Origin of the sequence: Mycobacterium sp. shizuoka-1 (genome assembly GCF_002723835.1) — a bacterium.
GTDB lineage: Bacteria > Actinomycetota > Actinomycetes > Mycobacteriales > Mycobacteriaceae > Mycobacterium.
This window is the reverse complement of sequence record NZ_BEWG01000057.1, coordinates 74,121-88,213: the sequence shown is the minus strand read 5'-3', so window position 1 is coordinate 88,213 and position 14,093 is coordinate 74,121. Positions and strand designations below refer to the sequence as shown.

At 68.1% G+C, this 14,093-nt stretch carries 14 protein-coding genes; 3 read left to right on the top strand and 11 right to left on the bottom strand.

Features of this window, described 5'->3' with window-relative positions:
- Positions 1-113 precede the first annotated feature (113 nt).
- Together MSZK_RS17210 and MSZK_RS17205 are read left to right on the top strand one after the other, a co-directional pair.
- Entirely contained in the window at positions 114-545 is a 432-nt protein-coding gene (locus tag MSZK_RS17210) for an MmpS family transport accessory protein (protein WP_233211357.1), read from the top strand.
- Positions 542-3,514, top strand: coding sequence for an RND family transporter (locus MSZK_RS17205; protein WP_099249900.1), 2,973 nt, complete (start codon positions 542-544; stop codon positions 3,512-3,514). Before MSZK_RS17210 ends, MSZK_RS17205 begins: the two co-directional genes overlap by 4 nt.
- Here MSZK_RS17205 and MSZK_RS17200 read toward each other — a convergent pair.
- From MSZK_RS17200 to MSZK_RS17170, 7 genes are all read right to left on the bottom strand, one after another.
- A complete protein-coding gene (locus MSZK_RS17200) occupies positions 3,511-4,359 on the bottom strand; it encodes a siderophore-interacting protein (protein ID WP_099249899.1) in 849 nt (282 codons plus the stop codon). The two genes, MSZK_RS17205 and MSZK_RS17200, sit on opposite strands and share 4 nt — an antisense overlap.
- Before the next feature lie 78 nt (positions 4,360-4,437).
- Positions 4,438-5,571: a DNA-processing protein DprA gene (gene dprA, locus MSZK_RS17195; protein WP_099249898.1), complete on the bottom strand. Its 1,134-nt coding sequence runs from the start codon at positions 5,569-5,571 to the stop codon at positions 4,438-4,440.
- Positions 5,568-7,079 carry a YifB family Mg chelatase-like AAA ATPase gene (locus MSZK_RS17190; RefSeq protein ID WP_099249897.1) on the bottom strand — a complete coding sequence of 504 codons (1,512 nt, stop codon included), beginning with the start codon at positions 7,077-7,079 and terminating at the stop codon, positions 5,568-5,570. Before MSZK_RS17190 ends, dprA begins: the two co-directional genes overlap by 4 nt.
- A complete protein-coding gene (locus MSZK_RS17185; protein ID WP_099249896.1) occupies positions 7,079-7,444 on the bottom strand; it encodes a YraN family protein in 366 nt (121 codons plus the stop codon). Before MSZK_RS17185 ends, MSZK_RS17190 begins: the two co-directional genes overlap by 1 nt.
- Positions 7,445-7,551: 107 nt before the next feature.
- Entirely contained in the window at positions 7,552-8,325 is a 774-nt protein-coding gene (locus tag MSZK_RS17180) for an HAD-IIA family hydrolase (protein ID WP_099249895.1), read from the bottom strand.
- Positions 8,326-8,402: 77 nt separating this feature from the next.
- On the bottom strand, positions 8,403-9,011 hold the full coding sequence (locus MSZK_RS17175; protein ID WP_099249894.1) for a hypothetical protein: 609 nt from the start codon (positions 9,009-9,011) through the stop codon (positions 8,403-8,405).
- 60 nt (positions 9,012-9,071) lie between these two features.
- Positions 9,072-10,292, bottom strand: coding sequence for an MFS transporter (locus tag MSZK_RS17170; protein WP_099249893.1), 1,221 nt, complete (start codon positions 10,290-10,292; stop codon positions 9,072-9,074).
- 175 nt (positions 10,293-10,467) lie between these two features.
- Between MSZK_RS17170 and MSZK_RS17165 the strand changes: the two genes are divergently transcribed.
- Positions 10,468-11,646: an ROK family protein gene (locus tag MSZK_RS17165; RefSeq protein ID WP_099249892.1), complete on the top strand. Its 1,179-nt coding sequence runs from the start codon at positions 10,468-10,470 to the stop codon at positions 11,644-11,646.
- 1 nt (position 11,647) lies between these two features.
- On the opposite strand, the gene MSZK_RS17160 is transcribed toward MSZK_RS17165, so the two are convergent.
- The 4 genes from MSZK_RS17160 to rplS all read right to left on the bottom strand — a co-directional run bounded on the left by MSZK_RS17160 (position 11,648) and on the right by rplS (position 14,004).
- Positions 11,648-11,953, bottom strand: coding sequence for a DUF2469 domain-containing protein (locus tag MSZK_RS17160; RefSeq protein WP_099249891.1), 306 nt, complete (start codon positions 11,951-11,953; stop codon positions 11,648-11,650).
- A 48-nt stretch (positions 11,954-12,001) separates the two neighbouring features.
- Positions 12,002-12,706 carry a ribonuclease HII gene (locus tag MSZK_RS17155; protein WP_199203373.1) on the bottom strand — a complete coding sequence of 235 codons (705 nt, stop codon included), beginning with the start codon at positions 12,704-12,706 and terminating at the stop codon, positions 12,002-12,004.
- 11 nt (positions 12,707-12,717) lie between these two features.
- A complete protein-coding gene (lepB, locus tag MSZK_RS17150) occupies positions 12,718-13,584 on the bottom strand; it encodes a signal peptidase I (protein ID WP_099249888.1) in 867 nt (288 codons plus the stop codon).
- A gap of 78 nt (positions 13,585-13,662) precedes the next feature.
- Positions 13,663-14,004: a 50S ribosomal protein L19 gene (rplS, locus tag MSZK_RS17145; protein ID WP_099249989.1), complete on the bottom strand. Its 342-nt coding sequence runs from the start codon at positions 14,002-14,004 to the stop codon at positions 13,663-13,665.
- Between the last annotated feature and the right edge of the window lie 89 nt (positions 14,005-14,093).

Below are 14,093 nucleotides of genomic sequence, written 5' to 3'. Positions count from 1 at the left end.
CGACTTTTGAGGTTCCCACCCTTCCTGTATACCATACCCCCTATGGTATTACTGAGTGGACGAAACCGCGCGCTGCGGTCCGAATCCGCTCACACGAGAGGGAGATGCCGCCAATGTCCGGCTTGCTGAAACGGTTCTGGGTGGCCGCGGTGATCGTGGTCGCCTTGGTGGCATCGATCGGTGTGGTCAGCCGGCTGCGGACCTTCTTCGACTCCGACAAGCCCTACATCGCCGCGCCGATGCCTGCGGACGCCATCAAGCCGATCAACACCAAACGGGTGACCTACGAGATCGTCGGTCCCGCAGATGCAACCGGTCGGGTCAGCTACCTCGACGTCAACGGCAAAACCATCGAGGCGGGCTTCACCACACTGCCGTGGTCGGTCACCGTGAGCACCACCGACCCCGGGGTGCTGGCCAACGTGGTCGCCCAGGGCGACACCGCCGCCCTGGGCTGCCGCATCCTCGTCGACGACAAACTGGTCGCCGAGGACTTCGCCGAAGGCCGTGACGCCCAGGCCTTCTGTCTGGACAAAGCCGCATGAGCGCGCACGGCACCCGCACCCGCCTACCCCGCACCATTCGGGCGCTGGCGATCCCGATCATCCTGGCCTGGGTGGCCTTCACCGCGGCGGTGAATCTGCTTGTCCCCCAGGTCGAAAAGGTCGGCATGGCCAACGCGGTGTCGATGTCTCCCCAGGACGCCCCGTCGGTGATCGCTGCCAAGCGAATGGGACAGAAGTTCGGCGAATCCTCCTCCGACAGCATCGCCATGGTCGTGCTGGTCGGCGACCAACCGCTCGGCGAGGCCGCACACCGCTATTACGACACCTTGATCGGCAAGTTCAACGCCGACAAGAAGCACGTGGAGCATGTCCACGACTTCTGGGGCGACATGATCACCGCCGCGGGTGTGCAGAGCAGCGACGGCAAGGCTGCCTACGTGCAACTGAACCTCGCAGGGGATCAGGGCAGCACCGAGGGCAACCATTCGGTCGACGCCGTCCGCACGATCATCGACCAGACTCCGCCGCCGGCAGGGCTGCACGCTTACGTCACCGGACCGGCGCCGCTGACCACGGATTCACTCGAGGCCAGCGACCGCGGCATGATCAAGATGACCGTGGTCACGATGATCGTCATCACGATCATGCTGGCTTTGGTGTACCGCTCGGTGAGCACCGTGCTGCTGATCCTGGCAATCGTCGGCATCGAGATGGGTGCCGCGCGCGGAGCCGTGGCGGTGATCGGCCATCTCGGGATCATGGACTTCTCGACGTTCTCGGTTCCGCTGATGACGGCTCTGTCGATCGCCGCGGGGACCGACTACGCGATCTTCCTGATCGGCCGCTACCACGAGGCCCGCCAGAACGGCGAGGACCCGGAATCTGCCTACTACACCGCATTCCACGGAGTCGGACACGTCATCCTCGGTTCGGGCCTGACGATCGCCGGCGCCATGCTGACATTGCGCCTGACCAGGTTGTCCTACTTCAACTCGCTGGCCTACCCGTCGGCCATGGCGCTGATCATCGTCGTCGCGGCCGCGATGACCGTTGCGCCGGCAATCCTGGTGGTGGGCAGCCGGTTCGGACTGCTGGATCCCAAGCGGATGATGAAGACGAGGGGGTGGCGCAAGGTCGGTACGGCGACGGTCCGCTGGCCCAAGCCGATCCTCGCCGCAGCCACCAGCGTCGTGCTGCTCGGCCTGTTGGCGATGATCGGTTACAAGACCAGTTATGACGACCGGCGCTACATCCCGGCCGACGTGCCCGCCAACGTCGGCTACACGGCAGCCGAAAAGCACTTCAGTACAGCGCGACTCAACCCCGACATCATGACCATCGAGTCCGACCACGACATGCGCAACCCCACCGACATGATCGTGCTCGACCGGATTGCCAAGGCACTGTTCCGGATCAAGGGCATCGCGATGGTGCAGAGCATCACCCGTCCGCTGGGTTCGCCCATCGCGCACAGCTCCATTCCGTACCAGATCAGCATGTCCTCGGTGCCGATCACCCAGAACCTGCAGTTCTTGAAGCAACGGGTGGGCGACATCAGCACGATGAGTGACGACATGGGTGCGATGATCGCGTCGATGACCCGGATGCAGGCGCTGATGGTCAAGTTCTCCGACGCCATGCACACCACGGTCGGCTCGGCCGACGGCATGGTGGAGTCCGCACACCGCAGTGTGGCCGACATGAACACGATGAAGGCCACCCTCGACGAGATGCGGGACCATATCGCCGACTTCGACGACGAGGTCCGGCCGTTCCGCAACTACTTCTACTGGGACGAACACTGTTTCAACATCCCGGCCTGCTGGGGCATCCGGTCGGCGTTCGACGCGATGGACGGCGTGAACACGTTCAGTGACAACATGGCCGTGCTGCAGACCGATATGACCGCGATGGTCGACGGCATGGACAAGATGGTCAACGGCATGGGCGACATCGACGCGCTGGCCCCGCAGATGGTGGCGCAATTCGGCCCGATCATCGCGACCGCCACCACGATGCAGAACACCCTGCAGACCATCCACAGCAGTTTCGACGGGCTCATCACGCAGATGCAGCAGATGACCGACACCGCGACCGCGATGGGTGAGGCATTCGACGCCTCCAAGAGCGACGACTACTTCTATCTGCCGCCGGAGGTGTTCGCCAACCCCGACTTCCAGAAGGGCCTCAAACTGTTCCTGTCACCGGACGGCAAGGCCGCCCGGCTGATCGTCACCCATGATGTGAATCCGGCTTCCGAAGAAGGCATCTCGGTCGTCGACGATCAGCTGACGGCTGCGCACGAGGCGGTCAAGGGCACCTCGCTGGCCGGGTCGGACATCTACCTGACGGGCACCGCAGCCACCTATCGCGACGTGCAGGCGGGCGCGAAGTACGACACGATGATCGCGGCGTTCGCCGCCCTGACACTGATCTTCATCGTGATGCTGATCATCACCCGCGCCCTGGTGGCGTCGATGGTGATCGTCGGTACGGTGGTGATCTCACTGGGTGCGGCGTTCGGCCTGTCGGTGTTCATCTTCGAGCGCCTCGTGGGCATCGAGCTGAACTGGATCGTGCTGGCGTTCGCGGTGATCATCCTGATGGCCGTCGGAAGCGACTACAACCTGCTGCTGGTGTCACGGTTCAAGGAGGAGATCGGCGCGGGCATCAACACCGGCATCATCCGGTCGATGGGTAGCACCGGCACCGTGGTGACGGCGGCCGGGCTGGTGTTCGCGTTCACGATGGGCTCCATGATCTCCGGCGACCTGCTCAACGTCGGCCAGGGTGGCATGACCATCGGCATCGGGTTGTTGCTGGACACGCTGATCGTGCGGTCGCTGATGACACCGTCGATCGCCGCGATCCTCGGGCCGTGGTTCTGGTGGCCGCTGCGGGTCCGTCAGCGCCCGGCGTACAGCGAGCGGATGGGGCTGCTCTCACCCCGGCAGGACAGTCGGGAGCCGGAGGCCGGCGACGACACCGAGGTGCTCGCCAAGTCCTAACTCTGCCTGGCTTCGGCCTCGGCCAGCTCGCGCTTCCACTGCCGGAAGGTCTCCTCGGTGCGGCCGCGGCGCCAATAGCCGGAGATCGACGCCCACTTGGCGTCGACACCGCGTTCCTTGCGGACGTAGGGCCGCAGGTTGTGCATGACGGCCTGGGCCTCGCCGTGGATGAACACCTGGACCTGGCCGGGCAGCCACTGCGCGGTGGTGACGGCCTCGACCAGTGGGGCGTGATCGCCGGCCCGGTCGTCGCCGACGAGGTCGGCACGCCCACCGCGATAGATCCAGGTGATGTCGACCGATTCCGGTGCGGCCAGTTCGATCTCGTCCTCGGGCCCGGCAACTTCGATGAAGACCTTGCCGATCGCATTGGGCGGCAACGCTTCCAGCGCCGCACTGATCGCGGGGATGCCCGCCTCGTCGCCGGCGAACAGGTGCCAGTCGGCGGCGGGGTCCGGCGAGTAGGCACCGCTGGGGCCCATCAGGTAGATGGTGTCCCCCGCTTGCGCCGCCGCCGCCCACGGCCCGGCCACCCCGTGCTCACCGTGCACCACGAAGTCCACAGTGATCTGGCGGGCCTCGGGATCGACCCGGCGCACGGTGTAGGTGCGCACGGTGGGCTGCTGCTCGGGGGGCAGTGCACCGAAGCTGTCCAGGGTGAGCGGATGCGGCAGCGACGCCACGTCGACGTCGTCGCGCACGAAGACGAACTTCACGTAGGAGTCGGTGAACTCGACAGGGGTGAACGTGTCGAACCCGCTACCACCGAGCACGACGCGCACCATGTGCGGCGCCAACTGCTCGGTGCTGACGACCTGAAATGTGTGTACCGGTCGACCCGCCACATCGCCTCCCGACGAGAATCCTTAGCCAACCTTTTCGACTATACGTTTCGGTGTCGCGCCCAGGCTGGCTACGTCGGCTCAGGCCGGCGTGCGCACCAGCCGCCAGCAGCCGTCCTCCCGACGGGCCAGGCCGGCGATCTCCAGCATCGCCAGCGGCCCGAGCACGGCGGTGGGCGGTAGGCCGGAGGCCACCGCGATCTCATCGGCGCTGCGCACACCACGCGCGGGCAACGCTTCGTAGACCTGCTTCTCGGCATCGCTCAGGCCGTCGAGCGGCCCGCTCGGACGAGTCGGCTCGTCAGCGAATTCGCCGGCGCGACCGACTAATTCGACGACGTCCTCGGCGCGGGTCACCAGCTCGGCCCCGCCGCGCAACAGGGTGTGACAGCCCATCGACGACGCCGAGGTCACCGGGCCGGGAACCGCGCACACCACCCGGCCCAATGCCCTGGCCCACGCCGCGGTGTTCGCGGCCCCGCTGCGTACCCCCGCCTCGACCACCACCGTGGCCGCGCCCAGTGCGGCCACCAGCCGGTTGCGGGTCAGGAAGCGGTGCCGCGCCGGCCGCACCCCGGGTGGATACTCGGTCAGCAGCAGGCCCGAGCAGCTGATCCGGTGCAGCAGCGACGAGTGCCCGGCCGGATACAGGATGTCGATACCGCCGGCCAGCACCGCCACCGTCTGCCCCTCGCCTGCCAGCGCCGCCCGATGCGCCACGCCGTCGATGCCGTAGGCGCCACCGGAGACCACGGTGACCTCGTGCTCGGCCAGTCCCGCGGCGATGTCGGCCGCGACATGTTCGCCGTAGCTCGAGGCGGCTCGAGTTCCGACGATCGCTGCGGCGCGCCCCGTGCACTCATCGAGCCGGGCGGGACCGATTGCCCACAGCACGATCGGTGCTCGGCCCTGCGGGCGTTCGCGCACCGCCGCTGCACCGAAGGCCGCCAACGCGAGTGTCGGCCACTCGTCGTCATCGGGGGTGATCAGCCGGCCGCCGCGCCGCTCCAGCAGATCCAGATCCGCACGCGCGGAGTGGATGTCACGCCGCGCGGCCGTGCGGTCGGCCAGCGCCGCGCTCACCTCGCCGGCAACGACACGACGGGCCGCTTCCACCGGGCCGACCTCGGCGACCAGGGTGGCGATCTCCGCGCAGGGCGGTTCCGCCACCCGGGACAGATACGCCCAGGCCAGCATCCTGGCATCGGCGCTCATGACTTCACCGCTCCCTGCCGGAAACTCAACGCCACCGCCACGTCGTCGACACCGGGCATCGTGCGTCCGCCCAGATCGGCCAACGTCCACGCCACCCGCAGCGACCGGTCGACGCCGCGGATGCTGAGCACCCCGCGTTCCAGAGCGGTCTTCAGTGGCGCCATCGCCGCGGCGTCGAGCCGAAACCTGCGGCGCAGCAGCGAGCCGGTCACCTCGGCGTTGGTGGTGAAGCCGTGGGGCCGCCACCGTTCGGCGGCCGCCGCGCGTGCGCGGGCCACCCGATCGCGCACGGCGGCGGTGTGTTCGGCCGTATCGGGGGTGAACGCGCCGGCGCGCACGGTGTGCATCTGCACCCGCAGGTCCACCCGGTCCATCAGCGGTCCCGACAACTTCCCGAGGTAGCGGCGTTTCTCCACGGCCGTGCAGATGCAGTCTTTGGGATCGGTCTTCGCACACGCGCACGGATTGGCTGCCATCACGAGCTGGAACCGGGCCGGGTAGCACGCCACACCGTCACGGCGGGCCAACCGGATTTCGCCGTCCTCCAGTGGTGTTCGCAAGGATTCCAGGACGCTGACCCGGATTTCGGCGCACTCGTCGAGGAAGAGCACACCCCGGTGTGCCCGGCTGACCGCACCGGGGCGGGCCATGCCCGATCCGCCACCGACCAGGGCCGCCACGCTCGATGAGTGATGCGGTGCGATGAACGGCGGCCGGGTGATCAGCGGAGTGGTCCCCGAGAGCAGACCCACGACCGAATGGACGGCCGTGACCTCCAATGCCTCACTGTCGGTGAGGTCGGGAAGCAAACCCGGAAGACGTTGGGCCAGCATCGTTTTACCGACTCCCGGCGGTCCGGTGAGCATCAGGTGGTGCGCGCCCGCGGCAGCGACTTCGACGGCGAACCGGGCGTGCGTCTGGCCCACCACGTCGGCCAGGTCCGCGACGGCCGCGGGCTGGGGCGCGGGCGAGTCGACCCGCGGGTCGAGTGCGACCTTCCCGTCGAGCCAGCCCTGCAACTGCTGCAGCGTCCCCACCCCGAGGACCTCGATCCCGTCGACCAGGCTCGCCTCAGCCAGGTTCGCCGACGGGACCACCGCGGTGGGCCAGCCCTGTTTCTTGGCGGCCAGCACGGCGGGCAGCACGCCGCGCACCGGACGGATCCGCCCGTCGAGGGCCAACTCCCCCAGTAGCACCGACTTCTCCAGGCGCTCCCACGAACTGTCTCGCCGGGCCGACAAGACCGCCGCCGCGATCGCGATGTCGTACAGCGAGCCGGTCTTGGGCAGCGTCGCCGGCGACAGTGCCAGCGTCAACCGGGACTGCGGCCATTCGTTGCCGCAGTTGCTGATTGCCGCCCGCACCCGATCGCGGGATTCGCGCAACGCGGCGTCGGGCAGCCCGACCAGGTATACCCCGGGCAGCCCCGAGCTGATGTCGGTTTCGATCTCGACGATCTCGCCGTCCAGGCCGCGCACCGCGACCGAGAAGGCCCGTCCCAGCGCCATCAGCCGACCCCGCGCAGATGGGTGAGTTCCGGGGTGCGCTGCCGGCCGATGCGCACCCCGATCACGTCGATGCGAATCGCCGACCAGCCGCCGTCCTGGCCGGCCAGCCAGATCCCGGCCAGCCGGCGGATGCGGCGCACCTTGGCCGGGGTGACCGCCTGCTCCCAGCCGCCGAACCCGTCGCCGGTGCGGGTCTTGACCTCCACGAACACCACGGCGCCGTCGGGAGCGGCAGCGATCACGTCGAGTTCGCCGTAGCGGCAACGCCAGTTGCGCGCCACGATCTGCAATCCCAGTGCCGTCAGATGGTCGACCGCCAGTTGCTCGCCCCATGCGCCGAGCTGATTGCGCGTCATCGTCGTCATGGAATGCAGCCTTGGGCATCCGACCGACACCCGGGACTCAGCGACGGCGGAAAAGCCCACCACGAGGCGGAGTTGTCCCCAGATCCGCACTCATCCCCAGGGTGTGCTCAGATCAGTTCGATGGCCTCGGCGATCGACGGCAGCACCCGGGCCGGCCGAAACGGATAGCGCTCCACATCCTCGACGGTCGTCGACCCGGTCAGCACCAGAATCGTCTCCAGCCCCGCCTCGATGCCCGCCACCACGTCGGTGTCCATCCGGTCGCCCACCATCACCGTGCTCTCCGAGTGCGCCTCGATCCGGTTGAGCGCACTGCGGAACATCATCGGGTTGGGCTTGCCGACGAAATACGGTTCGCGGCCGGTCGCCTTGGTGATCATCGCCGCGACCGACCCGGTCGCAGGCAGCGGCCCTTCCGCCGACGGTCCGGTGACATCGGGGTTGGTGGCGATGAAGCGCGCACCCTTGCCGATCAGCCGGATCGCCTTGGTGATCGCCTCGAACGAATAGGTGCGGGTCTCCCCGAGCACCACGAAGTCCGGGCCGGTGTCGGTCAGCGTGTAGCCGGCCTCGTGCAGTGCGGTGGTCAGACCGGCTTCGCCGATGACATACGCCGACCCGCCCGGCAATTGGTCGCGCAGGAACGCCGCGGTGGCCAGTGCCGACGTCCAGATCGCCGACTCGGGGACGTCGAGTCCCGAGCGCGCCAGCCTGGCCGCCAGATCGCGCGGGGTGTAGATCGAGTTGTTGGTCAGCACCAGGAACCGGCGCTGCTTGTCGATCAGGCAGGCCAAGAACTCCGCCGCCCCGGGCAGCGCATGTTCCTCGCGTACCAGGACACCGTCCATATCGGTCAACCAGCACTGCGGGGTCGCGCGCACGGTCCTCCCTTCGACCACATCGTCTGAGTCAGTGTTACCCGACGCCGGCGCTGCTATCCCGGCATCGAGCACAATCGTCATGACGCCAGATCGGCGGCGGGCCGGCGTCGTACCGCCCGGCCGCTGCCCGCGCTCGCCCGCGTGAACGTCACCACCGGCGTCGCACGGAGTTCGTCGTCGTCGGCAACGTTCGGAACATGTTGGCCGACAGGCGATTCTGTCCCGTATAGGCCGGCCCATGCCACCGAACCGGCCCCATCGGAATGCGCCACCACAAGCGTGTCCCACGCCGACATCTGATCCAGCAGCGTCCCGAGATCATGGTCCGGCTCGGTGAGCACGACCACGGGTTGCGCTCCCCTCTCGTCGAGTCGGGCCACTTCCCGGCGCAACCCGACCTGTTCGCCCAGCAGGATCTGCAGCAGCATCCGGTCGCTGGCCGCGTCGCGATGCACCGCACCGACCTTGGTGCGAACCCACATGCCGCCCACCCGGCCCTCGATGTGCTCGACGACCGGCGGCAGCCCTCGCCGGTCCACATGCAGCCGGGCCGACAGGCACGTCCGGTAGGACGTCCGCGCCTCGGTCATGGTGTTGGCACCCCCGCTACACCCGCTCGGCACACCCCGGTAGGTGATCTCGGGTTGTCGCTGCGGGTCGTAGCGGAAGATCACATGATCGGTCATCAGCCGTCCTTTCGTCGCCCGGCCCGGGCCGCCGGAAGACGAACGCAGCCACCGCGCGGATCATGCCGGCACCACCGGCGAACGGCGCTGCAGCGCCACCGAGGCGGTCAGGATGACCAAGCCGATGACGGCCAGTGCGGCGCCCGCCGCCGCCGGGGCGGTGTAGCCGTAGCCCGCGGCGATCACCAGCCCGCCGATCCACGCCCCGGACGCGTTGGCGATGTTGAGGGCGGAGTGATTGAGCGCGGCGGCCAGCGTCTGGGCCTCGGCCGCGACGTCCATCAACCGGGTCTGCAGGGCGGGCGCGATCGCCGCCCCGCTGGCTCCGATACCGAACAACAGCAGCATCGCGGTGTACGGGTTGTGCGCGGCGGCCACGAACACCGCCAGCACCACCGCCAGCGAGGCCATCGACAGATACAGTCCGCGGATCACCGAGCGGTCGGCCATCCGACCGCCGGCGAAGTTGCCGACCACCATCCCGATGCCGAAGACCATCAGCCCCAACGGAACCCACGATCGTGACACCCCGGCGACGTCGGTCAATGTGGTGGCGATGTAGGTGTACACAGCGAACATGCCACCGAAGCCGACCATGCCGATCAGCAGCGCCAGCCACACCTGCGGCCGCCGCAGTGCGCCCAGTTCGGTTCGGGCACTGGTCATCCGGGCCGCTGCGAGGTCCGGCAGCCAGGTCCAGATCGCCACCAGCGTCGCGACCCCGATCACCACGACGACGGCGAACGCGCTCCGCCAGCCGAACACCTGCCCCAGCCATGAGGCCAGTGGCACCCCGATCACCGTCGCCACCGTCAGCCCGGTCATCACCTGCGCGACGGCCTTGGCTCGTCGCTCGGGGCCGAGCAGCTGCGCGGCCACCAACGCCGCGGCACCGAAAAACGCCCCGTGCGGCAGACCGGCCAGGAAGCGGGCCCCGATCAGGACGGCATAGTTGGGCGCTGCCACGGTCGCCACGTTGCCGATGGCGAACAGCGCCATCAGGCTCATCAGCACGATCTTGCGGTTGAACTTCGCGGTCAGCGCGGCCAGGACCGGGGCCCCGATCACCACGCCGAGCGCGTAGGCAGAGATCACGTGGCCCGCGGTCGGCTCGGAAATATGCAGTCCGCCGGCGATCTCGGGCAGCAGCCCCATCGCGACGAATTCGTTGGTGCCGATGCCGAACGAGCCCAGCGCCAGGGCCAGGATGCCCAGCCCTGCTCTGGTCGGGCACAGGGCGGGCGACGCCGCCGGCGTGGCGGGCCGAGAAATGACGGTCACAGGAGCTGTCGACTTTCTGTGCGGTGGCGGTTGCTGCCGCATTGCAGCGCGTGATCCTTCCCCGACCCTAGCGCCACTTTCACCACGCATCCAAGCGACTTACGTCTGAAAAAGTTAAAAGTGATGGGTATCTCCATCCCTATGCGTGCTCGTTAGAACTTGGTTCAATGGAAAGATGCCCGTCACCAGGCGTTCTGCCGCCCCCGCTACCGCCGGGGAGGTTTTCGCCCTGATCCGCGACGGGGTGGCCACCACCCGCACCGAGATCCGCGAAATCACCGGACTGTCGCGGACGGCGGTCGGCAGCCGGATCGCCGCGCTGGGCCGCCGCGGGCTGGTGTCCGAAGGTGAGGAAGGACCATCCACCGGTGGCCGCCCGCCCGCGCTGGTCCGGTTCAACGCCGAGGCCGGGATGGTGCTGACGGCGGCGATCGGCCGAAGCCGCACCCGACTCGCGGTCTGCAACCTCGCCGGCGACATCGACGCCCTGTCCGACATGGACTCCGAGATCCGCATCGGGCCCGACGATCTGATGCCCGACCTCGTCAAACGGCTCGAGGTGCTGCTCGACGAAACGGGCCGGACCGCTCGCGACGTCCTCGGCGTGGGCGTGTCCCTGCCCGGCACCGTCGACCAGCAGCGTGGCTGCAGCCTGGCCTCGCCGGTGATGAGCGGCTGGGACGGCGTCCCGCTGGAGCCCTACTTCCGCAAGCTGACCTCGGCACCCATCGTCCTCGACAACGACACCAACGTCCTGGCCCTTTCCGAGCGCCGCAGCCCGCTGAAGGTCCACGACGACGTCTTGCTGATCAAGGCGTCCACCGGGCTCGGGGCGGGCATCGTGGCCGGCGGCGTCCTACAGCGCGGCGCACTGGGCGCGGCGGGCGAATTCGGCCACAACAAGACCGCCGCGGCCGCGGGCATCCCGTGCCGCTGCGGCGACACCGGCTGCCTGGAGGCGATCGCCGGCGGTTGGGCGCTGGTGCGCACGCTGCAGGAGCAGGGCCGCCCGGTGAACCACATCCGCGACGTCGTCGAACTGGCCAACCACGGCGACGGTGAGGTGCGCCGACTGCTGCGCGAAAGCGGCCGGCACGTCGGAGAGGTGATCGCCGCCGCGGTGAACCTGCTCAACCCCGAGGTCCTCGTGGTCGGCGGCGACATGGCCGGGGCCTATGACGTCTTCGTCGCCGGACTACGAGAAACGTTGTACGGCAATGCAACTGCGCTGGCCACCCGACACCTGCATGTCGTCCCGTCCACCTACGGCGACAAGGCGGGCAACATCGGGAGCGCCGCGCTGGTCCTGGAACGGATCCTGTCCGCCTCGGCCATCGACGCCTCGCTGCGCTGAGCTACTCCGGCAGCCGCAGTTCGGGCTTCTCGACCTCTTCGATGTTGACGTCCTTGAACGTGATCACCCGGACCTGCTTGACGAACCGGGCCGGGCGGTACATGTCCCAGACCCAAGCATCGGTGAGGCGCAGCTCGAAATAGACCTCACCGTCGGTGTTGCGCGGAACCAGTTCCACGCCGTTGGCCAGGTAGAACCGCCGCTCGGTCTCCACCACGTAGCTGAACTGCCCGACGATGTCCTTGTATTCGCGGTAGAGCGAGAGCTCCATCTCGGTCTCGTACTTTTCGAGATCTTCGGCACTCATCGCTCAGCGGTCCTCTTGTCGTCTCATCGGAGTGTTATCCATCTTGACTCACACCTGGTCCTCGCGCTGCGGTGGTGGGCATTCGACCACCATCTCGGTACCACCAACCGCCGCCACCCGCCGGACATTGATGTAGGAAAACCGGTGTTCACGGCACGGCCCGCGCTGGTTGAGGGCCGCGCTGTGCGCCGGTGTGCTGTAGCCCTTGTGCTCGGCGAACCCATATCCCGGATGGTCATCGTCCATCGCCACCATCAGCCGGTCCCGGCTGACCTTGGCCAGCACGCTGGCCGCGGCGATACACGCCGCCGCGGCGTCCCCGCCGATCACCGGCAGCGACGGCATCGGCAGCCCCGGCACCCGGAAGCCGTCGGACAGCACATAGCCGGGGCGAACGGACAGGCCGGCCACGGCCCGTCGCATGCCCTCGATGTTGGCCACGTGCACACCGCGCCGGTCGACCTCCGCGGCCGGGATGAACACCACGTGATAGGCCAGCGCGTAGCGGCGGATCAGCGGGAACAGCTCCTCGCGGGCTTTCTCGGTCAGTTTCTTGGAGTCGTCCAGGGCCGCCATGCTCTCGAACCGATTCGGGCCCAGCACGCAGGCCGCCACCACCAGCGGGCCGGCACAGGCTCCGCGACCCACCTCGTCGACACCGGCCACCGGTCCCAAACCACCGCGATACAGCGCGGATTCGAGCGTACGCAGACCCGAGGACTTGCGGATCACCGTCCGCGGCGGCCACGTCATCGCCGGCACGGTCAGCCCTGCTGCGGGTCGACCGAGGACACACCACCCCACCGAGACGGCGGCCAGGCGATGAACCGCGCCTTGCCGATGACGTTGCTCACCGGGACGGTGCCGGCCATCGGGTCGCCGGTGCACAGGATGCCCCGCTGGGCATCCTCGGGCGTGCTGGTGCAGTGTGCGCGCGAATCCGCCGAGTGGGTGCGGTTGTCGCCCATCACCCACAGCCGGCCGTCGGGCACCTTGACCGGGCCGAACTCGTTGCCCAGGCACGGGTACACCAATGGGTCGGCGTTCATGGTCTGCGCGTTGAGGTACGGCTCCTTGAGCGGCTTGCCGTCGACGGTCAGCCCGGTGTCGGCCCGGCACTGCACCGTCTGGCCACCGACCGCGATGACGCGCTTCACCAGGTCGTTCTCGTCCGGCGGTACGAAACCGACGACCGAAAGGGCGTTCTCGACGAACCGGATCGCCGCGTTGTCCGACCGGATCGACTTGTAGCCGACGTTCCAGTTCGGCGGACCCTTGAACACGACGACGTCACCAGGGCTCGGGGTACCGAACCGGTAGGTCATCTTGTCCACCATGATCCGGTCGCCCACGCACCCGGCACACCCGTGCAGGGTGGGCTCCATCGATTCCGAGGGAATCAGGTACGGCCGCGCGATGAACGTCAGCATCACGTAGTAGAGGACCAGCGCGATGCCGACCAGGATCGCGCCTTCGCGCAGCGCTGAGCGCTTCTTCTCGCCCTCGGCCGCATCACCGGCAGAGCTGTCCTGCGCGGGGGCGTCGTCGGCGGTGGTGGTGGTGTCGTCCGGAGCGTCCGTCGCGGTGCCGGATTCCGGCGGGGAGTCGTCCGAGCCCGTGTTGTCGGTCACGTCGTCAGCGTAGTCAGGCAAGCTGACTCGTCAGCGCGGCCCACACACTTGCGCTTCGCCCAAGCCGCATGTCGAAGCTCAGCGCTTCTCCTTGATCTTGGCCTTCTTGCCCCGCAGCTCACGCAGGTAGTACAGCTTGGCGCGCCGCACGTCACCACGGGTGACGACCTCGATGTGGTCGATGTTGGGCGAATGCACCGGGAAGGTGCGCTCGACGCCGACGCCGTAGCTTTCCTTGCGCACGGTGAAGGTCTCCCGGATGCCGCCGCCGGACCGGCGCAGCACGACACCCTTGAAGACCTGCACGCGCTGCTTGTTGCCCTCGATGACCTTCACGTGGACATTGATGGTGTCCCCGGGGCTGAAGGTCGGGATGTCGTCGCGCAGCGACGCCTGGTCGACGAAGTCCAGCGTGTTCATCGGTGACACTTCCTTGCGGTTCGCGGCGCAGCCCACTCACCTGCGCAAACGCGCTGGCAGCAGCCGGGCCGATGGATTCGGGCACGTGG